The organism is Arthrobacter sp. 01N442, assembly GCF_056399345.1.
The window spans coordinates 514787-539947 of record NZ_JBFTRD010000004.1 but is presented as its reverse complement, the minus strand read 5'-3'; the positions used below and the strand labels follow the sequence as shown (position 1 = coordinate 539947).

The following is a 25161-nucleotide window of genomic DNA, read 5'->3' as shown; positions in this document are numbered from 1 at the left end:
ACAAGTGAATCTTTTGCAAATGATTGTTGTCTCTCCTTTTCAGGCGACTGCACGGCCCCTAGACTTTGGCTTTGTGCCGACCGGCCGCCAACCCTGAGGAGTCCCCACCATGACCGATCCGAATCCTTCGTTCTCCCGCCGTGCCATGCTCGCCGCGGCCTTCGTCGGCGGCAGCGCTGCCGCGGCCGCCCTCGGAGCCCCGGCCGCCCAGGCGGCGCCGGCCAACGGGAAGAAGCAGTTCCAGCTGACCGTGCTCGGCACCACCGACCTGCACAACAACGTCTTCAACTGGGATTACTTCAAGGACATGCCCTACGCGGACAACGCCGGGAACAAGATCGGGATCGCCCAGGCCGCCACGCTGATCAAGGCGGTCCGGGCCGAGCGCGGTACGGGCCAGACCCTCACGATCGACTCCGGCGACACCATCCAGGGCACGCCCTTGGCCTACTACTTCGCCAAGGTCAACCCCATTTCGGACACCGTCAAGCACCCGATGGCGCTGGCCATGAACGCCGTGGGCTACGACGCGGTGGCCCTCGGCAACCACGAATTCAACTACGGCATCCCGATGCTGCGGACCTGGGAGAAGCAGCTGGACTTCCCGCTGCTCGGCGCTAACGTGCACGACGCCGTCACCGGCCAGCGCGCGTTTACCCCGTACGTGCTCAAGCGCGTCAAGACCGAGAACGGGTGGCTGACGGTCGGCCTCGTCGGCTTCGTGACGCCCGGCTGCGCGCTCTGGGACCGGGACAACGTCCAGGGCAAGCTGGACTTCAACGGGATCGTCGAGGAAGCCAAGACCGTCATCCCGCAGATGAAGGCGGCCGGAGCCGACGTCGTGATCGTCTCCAGCCACTCGGGTGCCACGCCGGGCTCGTCCTATGGTGACGCGCTGCCGTTCCCCGAAAACGCCTCCACGCAGCTCGCCGAGGAAGTCCCCGGGATCGACGTGATCCTCGTGGGCCACGCGCACCTGGAAATCCCGGAACGCTTCGTCACCAACAAGGCCACCGGGCGGCAGGTGCTCCTGACCGAGCCGCTGAAATGGGGCATGCGCGTCGCCGTGATCGACCTGCAGCTCGTCAAAGACCGGGGGCAGTGGAGCGTCGCCTCGGCGCATTCGCACCTCCTCGACGCCAAGACCGTCGACGCCGACCCCGCCGTCATCGGGGCCGTGCAGGCCGGGCACGAGGCCACCGTGAAGTACGTGAACCAGGTGATCGGCACCTCAACCGCGCCGCTGAACACGGCGACCGCCTGCTGGGGAGACTCTGCGGCGATCGACGCGATCAACTATGTCCAGGCCAGCACCATCAAGGCAGAGCTGGCCAATGGTCCGGCAGCCGGGCTTCCGGTGCTCTCGATCGCTGCAGCGTTCTCGCGGGCGGTGGACGTCAAGGCCGGCCCGCTGACCATCCGCGACGTGGCCGGGCTGTACATCTTCGACAACACCCTGCTCTCCATCAAGGTCACCGGCGCCCAGGTCAAGGCCTACCTCGAATGGTCCGCGCAATACTTCAAGCCGGTAGCCGGCACCACGGCCAGCGCCCAGGACGTCACCAACGCCGCCACCTCGATAGCGCCGAACGGCACTCCGGACTACAACTACGACGTCGTCTTCGGACTGGACGCCCCGCTGAACTACGAGATCGACCTGGCCCGCCCGGTGGGGGACCGGATCATGAACCTGAGCTACGGCGGCGCGCCCGTGCCGGCGGACAAGGAGTTCGCGATGGCCATCAACAACTACCGGCAGAGCGGCGGGGGCAACTTCCCGGCCGTGAAGACGGCGCCGGTGCTCTCGAACAGCCAGCAGGAGATCCGCCAGCGCATCATCGACTACGTCGTGGCCCGCGGCACGCTGGACGCCGCCGTGTTCAGCCAGAGCAACTGGCGGCTCACCGTCAAGGGCGAGCCGCTGACCGTCACCGCCTGATTCCGGTCCCGGCCTCAATCGGTTGCTCCGTAACTGCCGTTTTCAGCCCCCATAACGGCAGCTACGGAGCAATCGATGGCTCGGGCGCAGTCGCGGGGCACTTAACCCGGGGGTGCTAAATGGAGGTCAGCGGCTCGGTGATGTCCGCGACGACGGCGCCCAGCGCGGCCACCAGCGCGTCGGCATCGACGAAGGCGCTGTAGCCGTGTTCGCCGGCGCCCATCGAAATCCGCCGTCCGGCGATGGTGCTGTCGGCGTAGACGGGCCATGGGGAGGTGCTGCCGAGCGGGGTGATCGTGCCTCGCTCGTAGCCGGTCGCGGCGAGGGCGACGTCGGCGCTGGGGAGCGAGAGCTTGTTGACGCCCACCAGCTGGCGCAGCTTGGGCCAGGAGATCTGGCGGTCGCCGGGGACGAGGGCGAAGAGGAAGCTGCCGTCCTTGTGCTTGACCACGAGCGACTTCACGATCTCCCCGGGGCTGATCCCGAGGATTCCGGCGGCCTCCTCCAGGCTGCTGGCGGCCAGGCGCTCTACCAGCTCCACTTTCAGGCCGCGCGCGGCGGCGTCAGCCAGGAATCGCTTCCTGCCGGCGCCGCCGCCGCGGTCCTCGCCCGAGTCCAGCTCGGACATCAGTCGCGGTACAGCAGCAGGGCCTCGCCCTGGCCGCCGCCGCCGCAGAGCGACACGGCGGCCTTGCCGGTCCCGCGCCGTTTGAGCTCGTGGGCCGCGTGCAGCGCCAGCCGGGCTCCGGAGGCGCCGATCGGGTGGCCCAGGGCAATGGCTCCGCCGTGGATGTTGCACTGCTCCAGCGGGTAGTCCAGGTCCTTGAGGGACTGCACGGCCACGGAACCAAAGGCCTCGTTGATCTCGATGAAGTCCAGGTCGCCGGTGGTCCAGCCTGCCTTGTCCAGCGCGTTCTTGATCGCGTTGGAGGGCTGGGAGTGCAGCGAATTGTCCGGGCCCGCGACCTGCCCGGGCTTGCCGACCACGGCCAGGTACTCCAGGCCGTTCTCCTCGGCGAACTTCCGCGAGGTCAGCACCAGGGCGGCGGCGCCGTCGGAGAGCGGGGAGGAGTTGCCGGCGGTGATGGTCCCGTCCGTGGCGAAGGCCGCGCGCAGGCCGGCCAGGGAGGAAACGGACGTGTCCGGGCGGACCCCCTCGTCTGTGCCGACCAGGATCGGGTCGCCCTTGCGCTGCTTGACGCTGATCGGGGCGATTTCGCCGTCGAACACCCCGTCCTTCGCGGCCGTGGCCGCGCGCTGGTGCGATGCGGCCGCCACCTCGTCCTGGGAGGTGCGGTCGATGCCGAGCGTGACGTTCTTGCTCTCCGTGGAAAGGCCCATGGACTGCCCGTCGAAGGCGTCGGTGAGGCCGTCGTGGGCGGCGGCGTCGAGCGCCTGGACCGAGCCGTAGGTCCAGCCCTGCCGCGAGCCGGGCAGCAGGTGCGGTGCCCGGCTCATCGATTCCTGGCCGCCGGCGACGACGACGGTGGCATCCCCGCTGCGGATCATCCGGGCCGCGTCGATCACGGCGGTGAGGCCGGAGAGACAGACCTTGTTGATAGTGACGGTGGGAACGTTCCAGCCGATGCCGGCGCCGATGGCGCTCTGCCGGGCCGGGTTCTGTCCCGCGCCGGCCTGCAGGACCTGGCCCATGACCACAGAATCGACCTGGTCGGCCTTCACTCCGCTGGCGGCCAGGGCGGCCCGGATCGCGTGGGCGCCGAGTTCGACGGCGGTGAAGCTGGCCAGCTGCCCGTTCAGCCGTCCCTGCGGGGTGCGGGCTGCGGCGAGGATGACAACATCATTGTTGTCCGCGGAGTTGCTCATGGTTATCTCTTCCGATCTCTAATGATGTATCCCAAGGTTATCGTGAGCCCCATCACTGAGCTATTCGGCGGACCGGGCCGGGCGCGGGGCGCCGGGCAGTGGTGCGGCCGGGGTGCGCAGGCCCGTGCTTGCAATCGCGCCCCAAGTGGGGTAGACAAGTAGGTTGCTTTGCCGTATCGTAGATATTTGCGTCTTCCCTGTTTACCTTCAGCCTTCATATAGCGGTGGGCTTAGCCTGACAGCTGCGCCATCAATGTGCCGTCTACAACGCGCACCAGCATGGGCGGCGGGGTCCCGGGTCATATAGCGGAACCGGTTTGGTAGCACTGCGGAGTCACTTCGCAGGGTGCATAACGGGGGAGATCTGAAAACGCCTGAAGGTCTGTGGAAGGATCCCTCTTGGTCGCCTCGAGCACCTCTAATGTAAACAACGCTACCGCTATCAATGCCGACAGCACCGACGGTGCAACCCGCCGGCTCTCCTTCGCAAAGATTCACGAACCGCTTGACGTTCCGAATCTGCTTGCCCTGCAAACCGACAGCTTTGACTGGCTGGTCGGAAACGAACGCTGGCAGGCACGCGTCGCGAAGGCCGTCGAAGAAGGCGACCTCAGCGTCGCCACCACGTCGGGCCTGTCTGACATCTTCGAAGAGATCTCCCCGATCGAGGACTTCCAGGGCACCATGTCCCTGAGCTTCTCCGAGCCGGAGTTCGCTGACCCCAAGTACACGATGGCTGAGTGCAAGGACCGGGACGCTACATACTCGGCTCCGCTGTACGTCAAGGCCGAATTCATGAACAACAACACGGGCGAAATCAAGCAGCAGACCGTGTTCATGGGTGACTTCCCGCTGATGACCGAGAAGGGCACCTTCGTCGTTAACGGCACCGAGCGTGTCGTCGTGTCCCAGCTGGTTCGTTCCCCGGGTGCCTACTTCGAGCGCACCGCGGACAAGACCAGCGACAAGGACATCTTCACCGCGAAGATCATCCCGTCCCGCGGCGCCTGGTTCGAACTCGAAATCGACAAGCGCGACCAGGTCGGCGTTCGCCTCGACCGCAAGCGCAAGCAGTCCGTCACGGTGCTGCTGAAGGCCCTCGGCTGGACCGAAGGCCAGATCCTCGAAGAGTTCGGCCAGTACGACTCCATGCGCGCGACGCTGGAGAAGGACGCCACCGAAACCCGCGAAGACGCCTTGCTGGACATCTACCGGAAGCTGCGACCGGGCGAGCCGCCCACCGTCGAGGCTGCCCAGTCCCTGCTGGACAACCTGTACTTCAACTCCAAGCGCTACGATCTGGCCAAGGTTGGCCGCTACAAGATCAACCGCAAGCTCGGCATCGACCGCTCCCTTGGCGACAAGGAAGCATCCGTGCTGCACGTTGAAGACATCGTTGCCATGATCAAGTTCCTGGTAGCCCTGCACGCCGGTGAGAAGACCCTCATGGGCAAGCGCGACGGCCAGGACCACGAGCTGCGCGTCGAGATCGACGACATCGACCACTTCGGCAACCGCCGCATCCGCGCCGTCGGCGAGCTCATCGAGAACCAGGTCCGCACCGGCCTGTCCCGCATGGAGCGCGTTGTCCGCGAGCGTATGACGACCCAGGACGTCGAGGCCATCACGCCGCAGACCCTGATCAACATCCGCCCCGTTGTGGCAGCCATCAAGGAGTTCTTCGGAACGTCGCAGCTGTCCCAGTTCATGGACCAGAACAACCCGCTCTCGGGCCTCACCCACAAGCGCCGCCTGTCCGCGCTTGGCCCGGGTGGTCTGTCCCGTGACCGCGCCGGCATGGAAGTTCGTGACGTGCACCCGTCCCACTACGGACGTATGTGCCCGATCGAAACCCCTGAAGGCCCGAACATTGGTCTGATCGGCTCGCTGGCTTCCTACGGACGCATCAACCCGTTCGGCTTCATCGAGACCCCGTACCGCCTTGTCTCCGAGGGCGTCGTTTCCGATGAGGTCCAGTACCTCACCGCCGACGACGAGGCCGAGGTCCTGATCGCACAGGCCAACGCCCCGCTCGACGAGAACAAGCGCTTCGCCGAAGAGACCGTGCTGGTCCGTGCCCGTGGTGGTGGAGGCGAGCCCGTGCTGGTTCCCGCCGCCGACGTCGAGTTCATGGACGTTTCCCCGCGCCAGATGGTGTCCGTGGCTACCGCCCTGATCCCGTTCCTCGAGCATGACGATGCAAACCGTGCACTCATGGGTGCCAACATGCAGCGCCAGGCTGTCCCGCTGGTCCGCTCCGAGGCGCCGTTCGTCGGCACCGGCATGGAGCGCGCCGCCGCCGTCGACGCCGGTGACGTTGTCATCGCGAAGAAGGCCGGTGTGGTCACCGAGGTTTCCGCCGAACTCGTCATCATGCTCAACGACGACGGCACCGAGACCAACTACCGGATCAACAAGTTCGCCCGCTCCAACCAGGGCAACTGCTACAACCACCGTGTCCTGGTAAACGAAGGCCAGCGCCTGGAAGTCGGCGGCATCATCGCCGACGGCCCGGCAACGGACCAGGGCGAGCTCGCCCTCGGTAAGAACCTGCTCGTGGCATTCATGTCATGGGAAGGCCACAACTTCGAGGACGCCATCATCCTGTCCCAGCGGATCGTGGCCGAGGACGTCCTGTCCTCGATCCACATCGAGGAGCACGAGATCGATGCCCGCGACACCAAGCTTGGTGCCGAGGAAATCACCCGTGACATCCCGAACGTGTCCGAGGAAGTCCTGGCCGGACTGGACGAGCGCGGCATCATCCACATCGGTGCCGAGGTCGAAGCCGGCGACATCCTGGTCGGTAAGGTCACCCCCAAGGGCGAGACCGAGCTGACCCCGGAAGAGCGCCTGCTGCGCGCCATCTTCGGCGAGAAGTCCCGCGAAGTGCGCGACACCTCGCTGAAGGTTCCGCACGGCGAGTCCGGCACCGTGATCGGTGTCCGCGTCTTCGACCGCGACAACGATGACGAGCTGCCCCCGGGCGTCAACCAGCTGGTCCGCGTCTACGTGGCCGCCAAGCGCAAGATCACCGACGGCGACAAGCTCGCCGGCCGTCACGGCAACAAGGGTGTTATCTCCAAGATCCTTCCGATCGAGGACATGCCCTTCCTTGCCGACGGCACCCCCGTTGATATCGTCCTGAACCCGCTGGGTGTTCCGGGCCGTATGAACGTCGGCCAGGTGCTCGAAACGCACCTCGGCTGGGTTGCCAAGACCGGTTGGAAGATCGAAGGCGAGCCCGAGTGGGTCAAGCAGCTGCCGAACCTGCCGCGTGAAAGTGGCCAGACCACTGTCGCAACGCCGGTCTTCGACGGTGCACGTGAAGAAGAAATCACGGGCCTGCTCGACTCCACCAACGTCACCCGCGACGGCGACCGCCTGATCAACTCTTCGGGCAAGACCCGCCTGTTTGACGGCCGCTCCGGCGAGCCGTTCCCGGATCCGATCTCGGTCGGCTACATGTACATCCTGAAGCTCCACCACCTGGTGGACGACAAGATCCACGCGCGCTCCACCGGCCCGTACTCCATGATCACGCAGCAGCCGCTGGGTGGTAAGGCACAGTTCGGTGGCCAGCGCTTCGGTGAAATGGAAGTGTGGGCGCTCGAAGCCTATGGCGCCGCCTACACGCTCCAGGAGCTCCTCACGATCAAGTCGGATGATATCCACGGTCGTGTGAAGGTCTACGAAGCCATCGTCAAGGGCGAGAACATCCCGGAGCCGGGTGTTCCTGAGTCCTTCAAGGTCTTGATCAAGGAAATGCAGTCGCTGTGCCTGAACGTGGAAGTTCTTTCCACGGACGGAACCACAATTGAAATGCGTGACTCTGATGACGCAGTCTTCACGGCTGCGGAAGAACTGGGCATCGATCTGTCTCGTGCAGAGCCCAGTTCCGTAGAAGAGGTTTAGCAGGTAAGCGTCCGACGGCGGGCCACCGCCCGCCGTCGGACGCCACCTCCCTCTTCCCGTAACCCAAGACTTCAGAATTTAGAGAACAAGAGAGAACAGGGACCATATGTCCAGCGAATCCTCCTTCGGCCTCATGCAGATCGGCCTCGCCACCGCGGAAGACATCCGTGGCTGGTCTTACGGCGAGGTTAAGAAGCCGGAAACCATCAACTACCGCACGCTCAAGCCCGAGAAGGACGGCCTCTTCTGCGAGAAGATCTTCGGCCCGTCCCGCGACTGGGAATGCTACTGCGGTAAGTACAAGCGCGTGCGCTTCAAGGGCATCATCTGCGAGCGGTGTGGCGTTGAGGTCACCCGTGCCAAGGTGCGCCGTGAGCGCATGGGCCACATCGAGCTGGCCGCCCCCGTCACGCACATCTGGTACTTCAAGGGTGTCCCGTCCCGCCTGGGCTACCTCCTTGACCTGGCGCCGAAGGACCTCGAAAAGGTCATCTACTTCGCTGCCTACATGATCACCAGCGTCGACGCCGATGCCCGCCACGAGGAACTGCCCAACCTCCAGGTTGAGCACGACATCGAGAAGAAGCAGCTGATCGACAACCGCGACTCGGACATCGCCACGATCGCCCGCGACCTCGAAAACGAGATCGCGCGCCTCGAAGGTGAAGGCGCCAAGGCTGCGGACAAGAAGAAGGCCCGCGACTCCGCCGACCGCCAGATGGCCAACGTCCGCAAGCGCGCGGATGCTGAAATCGAGCGCCTCGAGCAGGTCTGGGACCGCTTCAAGAACCTCAAGGTCGCCGACCTCGAGGGCGACGAGGGCCTGTACCGCGAACTGCGTGACCGCTACGGCATGTACTTCGAGGGCTCCATGGGTGCCGAGGCCATCAAGAAGCGTCTTGAGAGCTTCGACATGCAGGCCGAGTCCGACCTGCTGCGCGACATCATCGCCAACGGCAAGGGCCAGCGCAAGACCCGCGCCCTGAAGCGGCTCAAGGTGGTCAACGCGTTCCTGACGACCAACAACAGCCCGCTCGGCATGGTGCTGGACGCCGTCCCGGTGATCCCGCCGGAACTGCGCCCGATGGTCCAGCTGGACGGCGGCCGCTTCGCGACCTCCGACCTCAACGACCTGTACCGCCGCGTGATCAACCGCAACAACCGCCTCAAGCGCCTGCTTGACCTCGGTGCCCCGGAGATCATCGTCAACAACGAGAAGCGCATGCTTCAGGAAGCTGTTGACAGCCTCTTCGACAACGGCCGCCGCGGCCGTCCGGTCACCGGACCGGGCAACCGCCCGCTGAAGTCCCTGAGCGACATGCTCAAGGGCAAGCAGGGTCGTTTCCGCCAAAACCTCCTGGGTAAGCGCGTTGACTACTCGGGCCGTTCCGTTATCGTCGTCGGCCCGCAGCTGAAGCTGCACCAGTGCGGTCTGCCGAAGCAGATGGCCCTGGAGCTCTTCAAGCCGTTCGTGATGAAGCGCCTGGTTGACCTCAACCACGCACAGAACATCAAGTCCGCCAAGCGGATGGTCGAGCGCTACCGCCCGCAGGTCTGGGACGTCCTCGAAGAGATCATCACCGAGCACCCCGTGCTGCTGAACCGTGCACCTACCCTGCACCGTCTCGGCATCCAGGCGTTCGAACCGCAGCTCGTCGAAGGCAAGGCAATCCAGCTCCACCCGCTGGTTTGTGGCGCCTTCAACGCTGACTTCGACGGCGACCAGATGGCAGTCCACCTGCCGCTGAGCCCCGAAGCCCAGGCCGAAGCCCGGATCCTGATGCTGTCCTCGAACAACATCCTGAAGCCGTCCGACGGCCGCCCGGTGACGCTGCCTTCGCAGGATATGATCATCGGCCTCTACCACCTGACCACCAAGCGTGTCGGTTCAGCTGGCGAAGGCCGGATCTTCTCCTCGATCTCGGAAGCCATCATGGCCTTCGACCTGCACGAGCTGCACCTGAACTCCAAGATCAAGATCCGGCTCGAGGACTTCGTTCCTTACGCCGGCTGGGAAGCTCCCGAAGGCTGGGAGCCGGGTCAGACCGCACTGGTCGAAACCTCCCTCGGCCAGGTCATCTTCAACCAGACGCTGCCCGCGGACTACCCGTGGGTTGAGGCTGTTGCCGACAAGGGCGAACTGTCCCGGATCGTCAACGACCTCGCCGAGCGCTACCCGAAGGTCGTCACGGCGGCAACGCTGGACAACCTGAAGGATGCCGGTTTCTACTGGGCAACCCGCTCGGGCGTCACCGTCGCCATCTCCGACATCGAGGTCCCGGCCTCCAAGCCGGAGCTCCTCGCCGGCTACGAGACCATGGCCGCGAAGATCCAGGGCCAGTACGACAAGGGCCTGATCGACGACGACGAGCGTCGCCAGGAACTGATCGAGATCTGGAACAAGGCAACGAACGAGATCGCCCAGGCGATGCGTGACAGCCTGTCGCCGATGAACACCATCAACCGCATGGTGTCCTCCGGTGCCCGTGGTAACTGGATGCAGGTCCGTCAGATCGCGGGTATCCGTGGCCTGGTGGCCAACCCGAAGGGTGAGATCATCCCGCGTCCGATCAAGTCCTCCTACCGCGAGGGCCTGTCGGTGCTGGAATACTTCATCGCCACGCACGGTGCCCGTAAGGGTCTGGCCGATACCGCACTGCGTACCGCCAACTCGGGTTACCTGACCCGTCGTCTGGTGGATGTCTCGCAGGACGTCATCGTCCGTGAAGAGGACTGCGGCACCGAACGCGGCCTCGTCACCCCGATCGCGGTCGCTGACGCCAACGGCGAGCTGGTCCTGGACGAAAACGTCGAGAACAGCGCCTACGCCCGTACCCTCGCCGTGGACGTCGTTGACGCCAAGGGCAAGGTCCTGGCAGCGGCCGGCACCGACTGCGGCGACGTCGTCATTGCCGAACTGTTCGCAGCCGGCATCACCGAGGTCAAGGTCCGCTCCGTACTCACCTGTGAGTCCAGCGTCGGCACCTGCGCCCTGTGCTACGGCCGTTCGCTGGCCACCGGCAAGACCGTGGACATCGGCGAGGCCGTGGGCATCATCGCCGCCCAGTCCATCGGTGAGCCGGGTACCCAGCTGACCATGCGTACCTTCCACACCGGTGGCGCTGTCTCCGCCGGCGGTGGCGACGACATCACCCAGGGTCTGCCCCGTATCCAGGAGCTCTTCGAAGCCCGTACTCCGAAGGGTGTCGCACCGATTGCTGAAGCAGCCGGCCGCATCACCATCGAAGAGTCCGAGCGCCAGATGCGCCTGGTCATCACCCCGGATGACGGATCCGAAGAGATCGCCTACCCGGTACTGCGCCGTTCACGTCTTCTCATCGAAGACGGCGAGCACGTCAGCGTCGGGCAGAAGCTCATCAACGGTCCGGTCGATCCGAAGCAGGTTCTGCGCATCATGGGCCCCCGTGCCGCGCAGAAGTTCCTGGTTGACGAGGTCCAGGGCGTGTACCGCAGCCAGGGCATCGGTATCCACGACAAGCACGTCGAGGTTATCGTCCGCCAGATGCTGCGCCGCGTCACGGTCATCGAGTCCGGCGAATCGGATCTGCTGCCCGGCGAGCTCGCCGAGCGCAGCCGCTTCGAGGATGCCAACCGCCGTGTTGTTTCCGAGGGCAAGACGCCGGCCTCCGGCCGTCCCGAGCTCATGGGTATCACCAAGGCGTCCCTGGCGACCGAGTCCTGGCTGTCCGCAGCTTCCTTCCAGGAGACCACCCGCGTCCTGACGCAGGCGGCCATGGAAGGCAAGAGCGATCCGCTGCTCGGCCTCAAGGAAAACGTCATCATCGGTAAGCTCATCCCGGCCGGCACGGGTCTCCCGCGCTACACCGAGGTCACGGTGGAGCCGACTGAAGAAGCGAAGGCCAATCTGTTCACCGGCCCGAGCGCGTTCAGCGACTTCTCCTACGACTCCCTGGGTGGCGACGGAGCTCCTGAGTTCCACGCCATCCCGCTGGATGACTACGACCTGGGCAGCGACTTCCGCTAAGGAATTGCTCCCCGAAGGATGGTCCCGCACCGCAAGGTGGGGGACCATCCCCGTTTAACCCGTCGAGTCAACCCGTCGACTGCTGAGATACGGCCGTTTTGAGGCTCCAGAAGGGCCGTATCTCAGCACTCGACGGATACCCGGCAGGGGGAGCGGCCGGCGGCGGAAGGGCACGAAAGCCCGCCGATTAAGGGCTGGGGGCCGTCCGTGTTAGACTTGAGACTAATTGTTATTGTGGCAGTGGATGAGAGCGCCGGTTGAAACCGCAAGGTTCAACCAGGACGACGTTTCCGGTTTGCAGGGTTCTTGTGCAACGTATGCCACATTTTCGCATGCCTAGGGGCCATTCAGGATGAGAGTCCGGAGCCCGGGTGTGCGGTCCGACTATTAAGGCTTCGCCTCAGCTGCTCTGGAGAGAACTTCAAAGCTCGAGCGGCGGGGCGCAGCGACAAGAGAGCGGCCGCCAACGGCCGCTCCGGATAAAACGGAGAACACGAGAGTGCCTACGATTAACCAGCTGGTCCGCAAGGGCCGCACGCCTAAGGTCTCGAAGACCAAGGCCCCCGCGCTTAAGGGCAGCCCGATGCGCCGTGGTGTTTGCACCCGCGTTTACACGACGACCCCGAAGAAGCCGAACTCGGCTCTGCGTAAGGTTGCGCGTGTGCGCCTCAACGGTGGCGTTGAAGTCACCGCTTACATCCCCGGTGTTGGCCACAACCTGCAGGAGCACTCCATTGTGCTCGTCCGCGGCGGCCGTGTTAAGGACCTCCCGGGTGTGCGTTACAAGATCGTCCGTGGCGCCCTCGATACCCAGGGTGTGAAGAACCGTAAGCAGGCCCGCAGCCGCTACGGCGCAAAGATGGAGAAGAAGTAATATGCCTCGCAAGGGTCCGGCCCCCAAGCGGCCGCTAGTACTAGATCCCGTTTACGGCTCCCCGCTGGTCACTCAGCTGATCAACAAGGTGCTGGTTGACGGCAAGAAGTCCACCGCAGAGCGAATCGTTTACGGTGCACTCGAAGGCGCCCGCGCCAAGTCCGGCGGCGACCCGGTTGCAGCCCTCAAGAAGGCCATGGACAACGTCAAGCCTTCCCTCGAGGTCCGCTCCCGCCGCGTCGGTGGCGCAACCTACCAGGTTCCCGTCGAGGTCAAGCCGGGCCGTTCCACGGCCCTCGCCCTCCGCTGGCTGGTTGGCTACTCCAAGGCCCGCCGCGAAAAGACGATGACCGAGCGCCTCCAGAACGAAATCCTGGATGCCTCGAACGGTCTCGGAGCCGCTGTGAAGCGTCGCGAAGACACCCACAAGATGGCCGAGTCCAACAAGGCCTTCGCACACTACCGCTGGTAATACTTCCCGGACGCCGCCGGCTCAACCGAGTCGGCGGCGAACGTGCAGTCCATCCGAAAGGGAGACACCGTGGCACAGGACGTGCTTACCGACCTTAGCAAGGTCCGCAACATCGGCATCATGGCCCACATTGATGCCGGCAAGACCACTACTACCGAGCGCATCCTGTTCTACACGGGTGTGAACCACAAGATCGGCGAAACGCACGACGGCGCGTCGACCACCGACTGGATGGAACAGGAGAAGGAACGCGGCATCACCATCACGTCTGCCGCCGTGACCTGCTTCTGGGAAAACAACCAGATCAACATCATTGACACCCCCGGCCACGTGGACTTCACGGTTGAGGTTGAGCGCTCCCTGCGCGTCCTCGATGGTGCAGTCGCAGTGTTCGACGGCAAGGAAGGCGTGGAGCCGCAGTCCGAGACTGTTTGGCGCCAGGCCGACAAGTACAACGTTCCGCGTATCTGCTTCGTCAACAAGATGGACAAGCTCGGCGCTGACTTCTACTTCACCGTCGACACCATCATCAGCCGCCTCGGTGCCAAGCCGCTCGTCATGCAGCTGCCGATCGGCGCCGAGAACGACTTCATCGGCGTCGTCGACCTGCTCTACATGCGCGCACTGGTCTGGCCCGGCGACTCCAAGGGTGACGTCACCATGGGTGCCAAGTACGAGATCCAGGAGATCCCGGCTGACCTCAAGGAAAAGGCCGAAGAGTACCGCGCAACGCTCGTTGAGACCGTTGCCGAGTCCTCCGAAGAGCTCATGGAGAAGTACCTCGAGGGCGAAGAGATCTCGATCGACGAGCTCAAGGCCGGCATCCGCAAGATGACGATCAACTCCGAGCTGTACCCGGTCTTCTGTGGCTCCGCGTTCAAGAACCGCGGCGTCCAGCCGATGCTCGACGCCGTCGTGGACTACCTGCCGAACCCGCTCGACGTCCCCCCGATGGTCGGCCACGACCCCCGCGACGAAGAGAAGGAACTGACCCGGAAGCCTTCCGCTGACGAGCCGTTCTCCGCGCTGGCGTTCAAGATTGCCGCACACCCCTTCTTCGGCCAGCTCACCTTCATCCGCGTGTACTCCGGTCACGTGGAAGCAGGCGCACAGGTGGTCAACTCCACCAAGGGCAAGAAGGAGCGCATCGGCAAGCTGTTCCAGATGCACGCCAACAAGGAAATGCCGGTCGACGGCGCTACCGCTGGCCACATCTACGCAGCGATCGGCCTGAAGGACACCACCACGGGCGACACCCTGTGCGACGCGTCCAACCAGATCGTTCTCGAGTCCATGAGCTTCCCGGAGCCCGTGATCTCGGTTGCAATCGAGCCGAACACCAAGGGTGACCAGGAGAAGCTCTCCACGGCCATCCAGAAGCTCTCCGCTGAGGACCCGACCTTCCAGGTCTCCCTCAACGAAGACACCGGCCAGACCATCATCGCCGGCATGGGCGAGCTCCACCTGGACATCCTGGTGGACCGCATGCGCCGCGAATTCAAGGTCGAGGCAAACGTGGGCAAGCCCCAGGTTGCCTACCGCGAAACCATCAAGCGTGCTGTAGAGCGTCACGACTACACACACAAGAAGCAGACCGGTGGTTCGGGTCAGTTCGCAAAGATCCAGATCGCCATCGAGCCGCTGGACACTTCCGAAGGCGAGATGTACGAGTTCGAGAACAAGGTCACCGGTGGCCGCGTTCCGCGCGAATACATCCCGTCCGTCGACGCCGGTATCCAGGATGCACTGAACGACGGCGTCCTGGCCGGTTACCCGGTTGTCGGCATCAAGGCAACGCTGATTGACGGCGCTTACCACGATGTTGACTCCTCGGAAATGGCGTTCAAGATCGCCGGCCGTATGGCTTTCAAGGAAGCCGCACGCAAGGCGAACCCTGTCCTGCTTGAACCGCTGATGGATGTCGAGGTCCGCACCCCTGAGGAATACATGGGTGAAGTTATCGGTGACCTCAACTCCCGCCGTGGCCAGATGCAGTCCATGGAAGATGCCCAGGGCGTCAAGGTCATCCGCGCGCACGTTCCGCTGTCCGGCATGTTCGGCTACATCGGTGACCTGCGTTCGAAGACCCAGGGTCGCGCTGTGTACTCCATGACGTTCAACAGCTACGCCGAGGTCCCGAAGGCAGTTGCCGACGAGATCATCCAGAAGAGCCGCGGCGAGTAGTCCGAAAGGACTTCCCGCAGCAGCATCAAACTCGGGTGCGTTTCCTCAATAGGGGATTCACCTGGTGTTGGCGGCCGGCCTCCGGCCGCCAACACGAACAGGCTCGAGGGACTAGTATTAGTTCCTGAATCTGCAATTTCACCAATCCAAAGCCCCCCAAGTAGACTTACTGGAGTTTCTGCCGCGACAAGCGCGGTCGAAGGGTAAGTCATTTGAAAACGTTCTAGGAGGAACCTGTGGCAAAGGCAAAGTTCGAGCGGACTAAGCCGCACGTTAACATCGGTACCATTGGTCACGTTGACCACGGTAAGACGACGCTGACGGCCGCCATTTCCAAGGTGCTGTACGACAAGTACCCGACTCTCAACGAGAAGCGTGACTTCGCGTCCATTGACTCTGCTCCCGAAGAGCGTCAGCGCGGCATTACCATCAACATCTCCCACGTTGAGTACCAGACCGAGAAGCGCCACTACGCACACGTAGACGCTCCGGGTCACGCTGACTACATCAAGAACATGATCACCGGCGCTGCTCAGATGGACGGTGCAATCCTCGTGGTTGCCGCCACTGACGGCCCGATGGCTCAGACCCGCGAGCACGTCCTGCTCGCCCGCCAGGTTGGTGTTCCCTACCTGCTGGTGGCACTGAACAAGGCTGACATGGTCGATGACGAGGAACTCCTCGACCTCGTCGAAATGGAAGTTCGTGAGCTCCTGAGCTCGCAGGGCTTCGATGGCGACGAAGCACCGGTTGTCCGCGTTTCCGGCCTCAAGGCTCTGGAAGGCGACCCGGAGTGGGTCAAGTCCGTCGAGGACCTCATGGAAGCAGTCGACGAGTCCGTTCCGGACCCGGTTCGTGACCGCGACAAGCCGTTCCTGATGCCGATCGAAGACGTCTTCACGATCACCGGCCGTGGCACCGTTGTTACGGGCCGCGCCGAGCGTGGAACCCTCGCGATCAACTCCGAGGTCGAGATCGTTGGCATCCGCCCGGTCCAGAAGACCACGGTTACCGGTATCGAGATGTTCCACAAGCAGCTCGACGAAGCATGGGCCGGCGAGAACTGTGGCCTCCTGCTCCGCGGTCTGAAGCGCGACGATGTCGAGCGTGGCCAGGTTGTCGTCAAGCCGGGTTCCATCACCCCGCACACCGACTTCGAGGCTAACGTCTACATCCTCTCCAAGGACGAAGGCGGACGTCACAACCCGTTCTACTCCAACTACCGCCCGCAGTTCTACTTCCGCACCACGGACGTAACCGGCGTTATCACCCTGCCGGAAGGCACGGAAATGGTTATGCCCGGCGACAACACTGAGATGACCGTTGCGCTCATCCAGCCGATCGCAATGGAAGAAGGCCTCGGCTTCGCTATCCGCGAAGGCGGCCGCACCGTTGGTTCGGGACGCGTCACCAAGATCATCAAGTAATTACTTGCTGATCCGAGCTTGATTTCCTGATCGGTGGGCCGCCACGCGGCCGCCGCAAGGAAGGAACAGCCCCGCTGCACTGCAGCGGGGCTGTTCTGTTTTAAGGCCCCTGCTACCGTTGCTGGTGACGAAAGGACTCCGGCATGGAATGGATCATTTTCCTAGTGGTGGTTGTCGCTGTGGTGGCGGCCGGCCTGTGGGCCAAGAAGTACTTCCGGCACGAGATCGAGCGCGCCAAGCGCATCGACCGCGCCAACAAGAACCGGTAGCGCAGGCCTCTAGCCGGCTGAACGGTTCTGCCGGGCCCGGCTGAGGGCCTGGTACCAGTAGTAGGACTCTTTGGGGGTCCGCGCCTGGGTGTCGAAATCGACATGGACCAGGCCGAACCGCTGGGAGTAGCCGGCTGCCCATTCGAAGTTGTCCATCAGGGTCCACACGTAATAGCCCAGGAGCTCGACGTCGTCCGCGATGCCGCCGGGCTCCGTCGCCGAGAGGGCGTGCCCCAGATGATCGGCCAAGTAACTGATCCGGCCGGCGTCGGGGATCGGCCCGTCCACGTGGTCCGGCTCCGGGAAGCTGGCACCGCTCTCCGTGATGAAGAGCGGCGGCAGTGCGGCGCCGTACCGGTCCTTCATCTCCCGAAGCAGTGGACCCAGATGGTCCGGCGCCACCGGCCAGCCGAAGCCCGTGGTTTCGTACTCAGGGAATGCGGCGAAGTGGAACGGCAGCCGAACCATTGCCTCGGCGGAACCGACCGGGCTGTCCGCAGGGCCACGGCCGGTGGCCACCTTCACCGGGTAGTAGTAGTTCACCCCGTAGAAATCGAGGGGCTGGTGGATGTTGCGCAGGTCCGCATCGGAGATCTTGCCGAGTGCACGGAACCAGGGGCGGGCGACCAGCGGCGGCTTCGGGTAGCTGCCCAAAAGGATCGGGTCGGCGTAGATCCGGTTCAGCGCCAGGTCGAAGACCTTGGCCAGCAGCTTGTCCGTGACAGACCCGGAGGCGGGCCGGACAGGGGAGTGCAGGTTGGTCACGCCCACGGCGCCGGCCACGCCCGCAGCCCGCAAGGCCTGGACGGCGAGCCCGTGGGCCAGGAGCTGGTGATGCACAGAGGGCAGGGCGTCGAAGAGCAGGTCGTGGCCGGGCGCATGCACGCCAAGGGCATAGCCGTTCAGGGTGACCGAGGCGGGTTCGTTCAGCGTCACCCATTGCGTGACCCGGTCGCCGAACCGGGCCCCGGCGGCGGCGCTGTACTCGGCGAAACGTTCCGCCGTCGTCCGGTTCATCCAGCCGCCGCGGTGTTCGAGCGGAAGCGGGGTGTCCCAGTGATAGAGCGTGGCCATCGGAGAGATGCCGGCTTCGAGCAGACCGTCGATCAGCCGGTCGTAGAAGTCGAGGCCTTCGGCATTGAACGGGCCCGTGCCGTCCGGCTGGATCCGCGGCCACGAAATCGAGAACCGGTAGGAATCAATGCCCAGCTCGCGCATCAGTCGGATGTCCTCGTCCGTGCGGTTGTAGTGATCGCAGGCGACGGCGGGGGAGTGCCCGTCCTGGATGCTGCCGGGCTTCTCGACAAACGCATCCCAGCCGGAGGGCCCGCGGCCACCCGCCGCCAGGGAGCCCTCGATCTGGAAGGCAGCGGAGGCCACCCCGAGCATGAAGCCGGGCCGCAGCTTGGCAGCGAGGGCCTGGACGGCGGTGGAATCCTGCACGGTCATGCCCCTATCTTCGTATCGGCGGTTGCTGAAGGCAATGACCGGGACGGAAGGCGCCCGACGGCGGGGCCCGCGGTCCGCCGTCGGACCCCCGAAGGAGCTGATTCGCTTCTGCTGAATAATTCCGGCATACTAGATGAGTTGTTCAAGCGCTCTTTCGCGTCCCGATCCGGATAATGCCGGGTGTCAGGGTCCAGGTAAGAGACCAAACATAACCCACTCCCCAAGGAATTGCGGACGAGTACGCGTGAAAAGCGCGACACGCCCGACCGCGGGGGTCGGTTGGCCGGCAGGTTGAGGAACCCGGATTCATCCGGATTCAGCTTGTGCGGCTGATGGTAGTTACGACTTCAAATGCTTCGGCAGCCATACAACGAGTAAGTGAACAGGGCAGCCCTAACCAGGGGAAGCACAGACTGAAAGAGAGTCAGGCGACATGGCGGGACAAAAAATCCGCATCCGGCTGAAGTCATATGACCACGAGGTCATTGACGTTTCAGCACGGAAGATCGTTGAGACGGTCACGCGCGCAGGCGCAACTGTAGTTGGCCCCGTGCCGCTGCCGACGGAGAAGAACGTTTACTGCGTAATCCGCTCTCCGCACAAGTACAAGGACAGCCGCGAGCACTTCGAAATGCGCACGCACAAGCGTCTTATCGACATCATCGATCCCACGCCCAAGGCTGTCGATTCGCTCATGCGTCTCGACCTGCCGGCCGACGTGAACATCGAAATCAAGCTGTAGGGAGGTGCTGAGAGACTATGACCGCAACCCGTAACGTAAAGGGCCTGCTGGGCACGAAGCTCGGCATGACCCAGGTCTGGGACGAGAACAACAAGCTCATCCCCGTCACTGTGGTCCAGGCTGACTCGAACGTCATCACGCAGCTGCGCAATGCAGAGACTGATGGCTACGTCGCCGTTCAGATCGGCTACGGCCAGATCGACCCCCGCAAGGTCACCAAGCCGCTGGCTGGTCACTTTGAAAAGGCAGGCGTCACGCCTCGCCGTCACGTCGTAGAACTGCGTACCGCAGATGCTGACTCTTACGAGCTGGGCCAGGAGCTCTCCGTTGAGCTCTTCGAAGCCGGCCAGAAGATCGACGTCGTTGGCACCACCAAGGGTAAGGGCTTCGCCGGTGTTATGAAGCGTCACGGCTTCCACGGCGTTGGAGCTTCCCACGGTGCCCACAAGAACCACCGTAAGCCCGGTTCAATCGGTGGCGCATCCACCCCGAGCCGCGTCTTCAAGGGCATGAAAATGGCCGGCCGCATGGGCGCCGTTCGTCACACCACGCTGAACCTCACGGTCCACGCGGTTGACGTCGAGAAGTCGCTGCTCCTGATCAAGGGCGCCGTCCCCGGCGCCCGCGGCCAGGTCGTACTCGTACGCACCGCCGTGAAGGGAGCCTAGTTCAATGACTAGCACTGTCAAGGTTGACCTGCCTGCAGAGATCTTCGACGTACAGACCAACGTGCCGCTGCTGCACCAGGTCGTCGTTGCACAGCTCGCTGCTGCTCGCCAGGGTACCCACAAGACCAAGACCCGCGCCGAGGTTTCCGGTGCAGGTCGCAAGCCGTTCAAGCAGAAGGGCACCGGCCGCGCCCGTCAGGGTTCCATCCGTGCTCCTCACATGACCGGTGGTGGCATCGTCCACGGCCCGACGCCGCGTGACTACAGCCAGCGCACCCCCAAGAAGATGATTGCTGCTGCACTGCGCGGCGCTCTCTCTGACCGCGCCCGTAACGGCCGCATCCACGTCGTTGCTGAACTGGTCGCCGGCACCAAGCCGTCCTCCCGTGAAGCACTGGCAACGCTGCGTGGCGTCTCCGAGCGCAAGAACCTGCTCGTTGTCATCGACCGCGCCAACGATGTTGCTGCACTCTCCGTGCGCAACCTCCAGGATGTTCACGTTCTGTACGCAGACCAGCTGAACACCTACGACGTGCTCGTTTCTGACGACGTAGTCTTCACCAAGGCTGCCTACGAAGCATTCGTTGCTGACAAGGCTGCAAAGAACGAGGAGGATGCCAAGTGAGCGCAGCCACCATCAAAGACCCGCGCGACGTCGTGCTTGCACCCGTCGTCTCGGAAAAGAGCTACGGCCTGATCGACGAGGGCAAGTACACCTTCCTGGTGGACCCCCGTTCGAACAAGACCGAGATCAAGCTGGCCGTGGAGAAGATTTTCTCCGTCAAGGTCGAATCGATCAACACCATCAACCGTGCCGGTAAGCGCAAGCGCACCAAATTCGGATGGGGTACCCGCAAGAACACCAAGCGCGCCATTGTGAGCCTCAAAGAAGGCACTATCGACATCTTCGGCGGTCCGCTCTCGTAGCGGAGACCACTTTAACGAGGAAATAAATTATGGGAATCCGTAAATACAAGCCGACTACCCCGGGCCGTCGTGGCTCGAGCGTAGCGGACTTCACCGAAATCACGCGGTCGACGCCGGAAAAGTCGTTGGTACGTCCCCTCCCGAAAAAGGGTGGCCGTAACAACACCGGTAAGATCACGACCCGTCACAAGGGTGGTGGCCACAAGCGCCAGTACCGTCTGATCGACTTCCGTCGCCACGACAAGGACGGCGTCAACGCCCGCGTTGCCGAAATCGAGTACGATCCGAACCGCACGGCTCGCATCGCCCTCCTGCACTACGTTGATGGCACCAAGCGTTACATCATCGCCCCGAACAAGCTGGCCCAGGGTGACACCGTGGAAGCAGGTGCCGACGCTGACATCAAGCCCGGCAACAACCTGCCGCTGCGCAACATCCCGGTCGGTACCGTGATCCACGCAGTTGAACTGCGTCCGGGTGGCGGCGCCAAGATGGGCCGCTCCGCCGGCGCATCGATCCAGCTCGTTGCAAAGGAAGGCCGTTTCGCCCAGCTGCGTCTGCCTTCCGGCGAAATCCGCAACGTTGACGTGCGCTGCCGCGCAACCGTCGGCGAGGTCGGCAACGCCGAGCAGTCGAACATCAACTGGGGCAAGGCCGGCCGCATGCGCTGGAAGGGCGTCCGCCCGACCGTCCGTGGTGTCGCCATGAACCCGGTCGACCACCCGCACGGTGGTGGCGAGGGTAAGACGTCCGGTGGACGTCACCCCGTCAACCCGAACGGTAAGCGCGAAGGCCGCACCCGCCGTCCCAACAAAGAGAGCGACAAGCTTATTGTTCGTCGCCGTCGTACTGGCAAGAACAAGCGATAGGAGCCTGGACACATGCCACGCAGCCTGAAAAAAGGTCCTTTCGTTGACCAGCACCTCTTTGTGAAGGTAGCCAGGGAAAACGAAAAGGGCACCAAGAACGTCATCAAGACCTGGTCCCGCCGTTCGATGATCGTCCCCGACATGCTCGGCCACACGATCGCCGTGCACGACGGACGCAAGCACATCCCGGTGTTTGTCACTGAGTCGATGGTCGGGCACAAGCTCGGCGAATTCGCTCCCACGCGGACATTCCGCGGCCATGTCAAGGACGACCGTAAGGGCAAGCGCCGCTAGGCGCCTGCACTTACGTCAAAGACGAGAGAAGGAAAGCAATGGAAGCCAAGGCAATTGCGCGTCACATCCGCGTAACGCCTATGAAGGCCCGGCGCGTCGTCAACCTTGTTCGTGGTAAGCAAGCGAACGAGGCTCTGGCAATTCTGAAGTTTGCCCCGCAGGCAGCTTCTGAGCCGGTATTCAAGGTAGTTCAGTCGGCAATCTCCAACGCCCGGGTCCTCGCGGACCGCGACGGCGTGGCGTTTGACGAAGGTGACCTCATCATCAGCGAAGCGTTTGTTGATGAAGGCCCGACCATGAAGCGGTTCCAGCCGCGTGCCCAGGGTCGTGCATTTCAGATCAAGAAGCGCACGAGCCACATCACCGTGGTAGTCGCTACCCCGGAGAAAGAGGAGGCTCGCTAAGTGGGACAGAAAGTTAACCCGCACGGGTTCCGACTCGGTATCACCACCGATCACGTATCGCACTGGTTCGCCGACAGCACCAAGTCCGGCCAGCGGTACAAGGACTTCGTTCGCGAAGACATCCGTATCCGCCAGCTCATGTCCACGGGCATGGAGCGCGCCGGCATCGCCAAGGTTGAGATCGAGCGCACCCGCGACCGTGTCCGCGTGGATATCCACACGGCACGTCCGGGCATCGTTATCGGCCGCCGCGGCGCCGAAGCAGACCGCATCCGCGGCGAGCTCGAAAAGCTCACCGGCAAGCAGGTTCAGCTGAACATCCTCGAGGTCAAGAACCCCGAGATGGAAGCCCAGCTTGTTGCCCAGGGCGTTGCAGAGCAGCTGACTTCCCGCGTGGCATTCCGCCGTGCGATGAAGAAGGCAATGCAGTCCGCGCAGCGTGCTGGTGCCAAGGGCATCCGTATCGCTTGCTCGGGTCGACTGGGTGGCGCAGAAATGTCCCGCTCGGAGTTCTACCGCGAAGGCCGTGTGCCCCTGCACACCCTCCGCGCGAACATCGACTACGGCTTCTACGAGGCCAAGACCACCTTCGGCCGCATCGGCGTGAAGGTCTGGATCTACAAGGGTGACGTCACCGCCAAGGAACTGGCTCAGCAGGCAGCTGCTGCTCCGTCCCGCGGCCGTGGTGCCGGCGATCGTCCGGGCCGCCCGGGTGGCGCTGACCGTGGCGACCGCCGTCGTCGTAACGACCGCCCGGCAGCCGACGCAGCTCCTGCTGCCGAAGCTCCGGCTGTCGAAGCCGCTGCACCTGCAGTAGAAGGAGGACAGGCTTAAATGCTTATCCCACGTCGAGTCAAGCACCGTAAGCAGCACCACCCGGGTCGTTCCGGCGCTGCCACGGGCGGCACCGAGGTCTCGTTCGGCGAGTGGGGTATCCAGGCTCTGAGCCCGGCATACGTCACCAACCGTCAGATCGAATCTGCCCGTATTGCGATGACCCGCCACATCAAGCGTGGCGGCAAGGTCTGGATCAACATCTACCCGGACCGTCCGCTGACGAAGAAGCCGGCCGAAACCCGCATGGGTTCCGGTAAGGGTTCTCCGGAATGGTGGGTCTCAAACGTCAAGCCGGGCCGGGTTCTCTTCGAACTCTCCGGTGTTAATGAAGAGGTAGCTCGCGAGGCACTTCGCCTGGCAATCCACAAGCTCCCGTTGAAGGCACGCATTGTGCGTCGCGAAGGTGGTGAATAGAAATGGCAGTAGGGTCGAAGGATCTCGCACCCGCACAGCTGGACGGTTTCGACAACGAGCGTCTCGTTGAAGAACTCCGCAAGTCCAAGGAAGAGCTGTTCAACCTGCGTTTCCAGTCCGCCACCGGTCAGCTGGAGAACCACGGTCGTCTGCGCGCGGTAAAGAAGGACATCGCACGCATCTACACCGTTCTCCGTGAGCGCGAGCTGGGCATTCGTGCCGAGGTTGCCGCACCGGTTGTGGAAGCCAAGGAAGAAAAGAAGTCCAAGAAGGCTGCAACCAAGAAGGCTGACAAGGCTGAAACGGTTGAGACCGAGGAGGACGCCAAGTGAGTGAAAAGGACGAGAACGTGACGGAAACTGTTTCCGACGCAGCTAAGGCTGACGAGCGCGGTTACCGTAAGACGAAGCGCGGCTACGTGGTCTCGGACAAGATGGAAAAGACCATCGTTGTCCAGGTCGAAGACCGCGTGAAGCACGCCCTCTACGGCAAGGTCATGCGCCGCAACACGAAGATCAAGGCTCACGACGAAGAGAACAGCGCCGGCATCGGCGACCTGGTTCTCCTCGCCGAGACCCGCCCGCTCTCCGCTACCAAGCGGTGGCGCCTGGTGGAGATCCTCGAGAAGGCCAAGTAACACCTGCAGCTGCCCCGCAAGGGGATCTGCGCCGAAACCCCCGTTCCCTCCTGGGAGCGGGGGTTTCGTCGTTCCCGACGCTCCCTCACTTCTGGCGCGTTTGTGGGGGACGCTCCCTCAGGTGTGGCGCTTTCCTGTGGGACGCTCCCTCAGCTGTGGCGTGTTCGTGGGGGACGCTCCCTCACCTTTGTTCGCCCGCTGGTTGGCGCTCGTGAAGGCCGGCAGGAAGACATGCTCAGCATGATGTGAGGGAGCGTCGGGGCCGCGCGTGCCGGATGTGAGGGAGCATCGGGGCCGCGCGTGCCGGATGTGAGGGAGCGTCGGGGGATTGGGCGCCAAAAGTGAGGGAGCGTCTGTGGTATTGGCCGATTCTACGACGGGGCCCCGGCCGTGCTAGGATATTGAGTTTGTATGGCGCCTTTCGTGCGTCATCATCAACCTCGTAAACAATCGTGCCACGGCATAGTGCCCCCTCGCGCCTCGCGCACCCGGGATGCAACTGTTTTTGGCACGGGCGTTTAGGCCTGGTCTGGCAAAATCCAGGCAGGTCAAGAGACACCCCGATCAACCGTTCCGCAAGGCTCATTCCGTAGCAAGATCACGGCCTGAGAACCGGCGCGACGCAAGGAGTAAATAGTGATTCAGCAGGAGTCGCGACTCAAGGTCGCCGACAACACGGGTGCTAAGGAAATCCTTACCATTCGCGTTCTCGGTGGATCTGGCCGTCGCTACGCAGGCATTGGCGACGTGATCGTCGCTACCGTCAAGGACGCAATTCCGGGCGGCAACGTAAAGAAGGGCGACGTCGTCAAGGCTGTCATCGTCCGTACCAAGAAGGAACGCCGCCGTGCGGATGGTTCCTACATCAAGTTTGACGAGAACGCAGCTGTGATCCTGAAGAACGACGGTGACCCCCGCGGTACCCGTATCTTCGGACCGGTTGGTCGTGAACTTCGCGACAAGAAGTTCATGAAGATCGTTTCTCTGGCTCCGGAGGTGCTCTAGTC

Annotated in this window: 23 protein-coding genes; 20 read left to right on the top strand and 3 right to left on the bottom strand. The window is 63.4% G+C overall.

The features are described from left to right. Nucleotides 1–109: 109 nt before the first annotated feature. The gene (locus tag AC1DNC_RS09915) at nucleotides 110–1939 is read left to right on the top strand and encodes a bifunctional metallophosphatase/5'-nucleotidase (RefSeq protein ID WP_476862372.1); all 1830 of its coding nucleotides are present in this window, start codon (nucleotides 110–112) and stop codon (nucleotides 1937–1939) included. A gap of 115 nt (nucleotides 1940–2054) precedes the next feature. Here the strand turns inward: AC1DNC_RS09915 and AC1DNC_RS09910 are convergent, their stop codons facing one another. After that, on the bottom strand, nucleotides 2055–2567 hold the full coding sequence (locus AC1DNC_RS09910; RefSeq protein WP_476862371.1) for an aminoacyl-tRNA deacylase: 513 nt from the start codon (nucleotides 2565–2567) through the stop codon (nucleotides 2055–2057). Then, entirely contained in the window at nucleotides 2567–3766 is a 1200-nt protein-coding gene (locus AC1DNC_RS09905; protein WP_476862370.1) for an acetyl-CoA C-acetyltransferase, read from the bottom strand. Before AC1DNC_RS09905 ends, AC1DNC_RS09910 begins: the two co-directional genes overlap by 1 nt. A 399-nt stretch (nucleotides 3767–4165) precedes the next feature. Between AC1DNC_RS09905 and rpoB the strand changes: the two genes are divergently transcribed. The 7 genes from rpoB (at nucleotide 4166) to AC1DNC_RS09870 (ending at nucleotide 16913) form a co-directional block, all read left to right on the top strand. Further along, nucleotides 4166–7681, top strand: coding sequence for a DNA-directed RNA polymerase subunit beta (gene rpoB / locus AC1DNC_RS09900; RefSeq protein ID WP_138768564.1), 3516 nt, complete (start codon nucleotides 4166–4168; stop codon nucleotides 7679–7681). Nucleotides 7682–7787: 106 nt separating this feature from the next. Continuing rightward, nucleotides 7788–11687, top strand: coding sequence for a DNA-directed RNA polymerase subunit beta' (locus tag AC1DNC_RS09895; protein ID WP_476862369.1), 3900 nt, complete (start codon nucleotides 7788–7790; stop codon nucleotides 11685–11687). A gap of 499 nt (nucleotides 11688–12186) precedes the next feature. Further along, nucleotides 12187–12561 carry a 30S ribosomal protein S12 gene (gene rpsL, locus AC1DNC_RS09890; RefSeq protein ID WP_009358312.1) on the top strand — a complete coding sequence of 125 codons (375 nt, stop codon included), beginning with the start codon at nucleotides 12187–12189 and terminating at the stop codon, nucleotides 12559–12561. Nucleotide 12562: 1 nt separating this feature from the next. Continuing rightward, on the top strand, nucleotides 12563–13033 hold the full coding sequence (gene rpsG / locus AC1DNC_RS09885; RefSeq protein ID WP_026531948.1) for a 30S ribosomal protein S7: 471 nt from the start codon (nucleotides 12563–12565) through the stop codon (nucleotides 13031–13033). Nucleotides 13034–13102: 69 nt separating this feature from the next. Continuing rightward, a complete protein-coding gene (fusA, locus tag AC1DNC_RS09880; RefSeq protein ID WP_476862368.1) occupies nucleotides 13103–15217 on the top strand; it encodes an elongation factor G in 2115 nt (704 codons plus the stop codon). Between the two features lie 236 nt (nucleotides 15218–15453). After that, nucleotides 15454–16644 (top strand): elongation factor Tu, encoded by a 1191-nt coding sequence (gene tuf, locus AC1DNC_RS09875; protein ID WP_476862367.1) that lies wholly within the window; start codon nucleotides 15454–15456, stop codon nucleotides 16642–16644. Between the two features lie 143 nt (nucleotides 16645–16787). Continuing rightward, nucleotides 16788–16913: a hypothetical protein gene (locus AC1DNC_RS09870; protein WP_476862366.1), complete on the top strand. Its 126-nt coding sequence runs from the start codon at nucleotides 16788–16790 to the stop codon at nucleotides 16911–16913. Between the two features lie 9 nt (nucleotides 16914–16922). On the opposite strand, the gene AC1DNC_RS09865 is transcribed toward AC1DNC_RS09870, so the two are convergent. Further along, nucleotides 16923–18362 carry a GH1 family beta-glucosidase gene (locus AC1DNC_RS09865; RefSeq protein ID WP_476862365.1) on the bottom strand — a complete coding sequence of 480 codons (1440 nt, stop codon included), beginning with the start codon at nucleotides 18360–18362 and terminating at the stop codon, nucleotides 16923–16925. Nucleotides 18363–18795: 433 nt separating this feature from the next. Here AC1DNC_RS09865 and rpsJ point away from each other — a divergent pair, with 433 nt between their 5' ends. The 12 genes from rpsJ to rplN all read left to right on the top strand — a co-directional run bounded on the left by rpsJ (nucleotide 18796) and on the right by rplN (nucleotide 25159). Beyond that, a complete protein-coding gene (gene rpsJ, locus AC1DNC_RS09860; protein ID WP_003803825.1) occupies nucleotides 18796–19104 on the top strand; it encodes a 30S ribosomal protein S10 in 309 nt (102 codons plus the stop codon). 17 nt (nucleotides 19105–19121) lie between these two features. Continuing rightward, nucleotides 19122–19772, top strand: a complete 651-nt coding sequence (rplC, locus tag AC1DNC_RS09855) for a 50S ribosomal protein L3 (RefSeq protein ID WP_003803812.1) — start codon at nucleotides 19122–19124, stop codon at nucleotides 19770–19772. A gap of 4 nt (nucleotides 19773–19776) precedes the next feature. Further along, the gene (gene rplD / locus AC1DNC_RS09850) at nucleotides 19777–20397 is read left to right on the top strand and encodes a 50S ribosomal protein L4 (RefSeq protein WP_138768569.1); all 621 of its coding nucleotides are present in this window, start codon (nucleotides 19777–19779) and stop codon (nucleotides 20395–20397) included. Continuing rightward, a complete protein-coding gene (rplW, locus tag AC1DNC_RS09845; protein WP_018773664.1) occupies nucleotides 20394–20699 on the top strand; it encodes a 50S ribosomal protein L23 in 306 nt (101 codons plus the stop codon). The genes rplD and rplW overlap by 4 nt, the downstream gene beginning before the upstream one ends. Nucleotides 20700–20728: 29 nt before the next feature. Continuing rightward, on the top strand, nucleotides 20729–21568 hold the full coding sequence (rplB, locus tag AC1DNC_RS09840; RefSeq protein ID WP_024366131.1) for a 50S ribosomal protein L2: 840 nt from the start codon (nucleotides 20729–20731) through the stop codon (nucleotides 21566–21568). A 12-nt stretch (nucleotides 21569–21580) separates the two neighbouring features. Next, nucleotides 21581–21862, top strand: a complete 282-nt coding sequence (rpsS, locus tag AC1DNC_RS09835; protein ID WP_018773666.1) for a 30S ribosomal protein S19 — start codon at nucleotides 21581–21583, stop codon at nucleotides 21860–21862. Nucleotides 21863–21900: 38 nt separating this feature from the next. Continuing rightward, a complete protein-coding gene (gene rplV, locus AC1DNC_RS09830; RefSeq protein ID WP_003803798.1) occupies nucleotides 21901–22266 on the top strand; it encodes a 50S ribosomal protein L22 in 366 nt (121 codons plus the stop codon). Continuing rightward, nucleotides 22267–23100, top strand: coding sequence for a 30S ribosomal protein S3 (gene rpsC, locus AC1DNC_RS09825; protein WP_476862364.1), 834 nt, complete (start codon nucleotides 22267–22269; stop codon nucleotides 23098–23100). It abuts the gene before it with no gap. Beyond that, nucleotides 23101–23517: a 50S ribosomal protein L16 gene (gene rplP / locus AC1DNC_RS09820; protein WP_056737809.1), complete on the top strand. Its 417-nt coding sequence runs from the start codon at nucleotides 23101–23103 to the stop codon at nucleotides 23515–23517. A 2-nt stretch (nucleotides 23518–23519) separates the two neighbouring features. Continuing rightward, the gene (gene rpmC / locus AC1DNC_RS09815) at nucleotides 23520–23849 is read left to right on the top strand and encodes a 50S ribosomal protein L29 (RefSeq protein WP_056737810.1); all 330 of its coding nucleotides are present in this window, start codon (nucleotides 23520–23522) and stop codon (nucleotides 23847–23849) included. Then, complete coding sequence (gene rpsQ, locus AC1DNC_RS09810; protein WP_056737811.1) at nucleotides 23846–24154, top strand: 30S ribosomal protein S17; 309 nt, start codon at nucleotides 23846–23848, stop codon at nucleotides 24152–24154. The genes rpmC and rpsQ overlap by 4 nt, the downstream gene beginning before the upstream one ends. Nucleotides 24155–24790: 636 nt before the next feature. Beyond that, nucleotides 24791–25159: a 50S ribosomal protein L14 gene (gene rplN, locus AC1DNC_RS09805; RefSeq protein WP_003803789.1), complete on the top strand. Its 369-nt coding sequence runs from the start codon at nucleotides 24791–24793 to the stop codon at nucleotides 25157–25159. The last annotated feature ends 2 nt before the right edge of the window (nucleotides 25160–25161 follow it).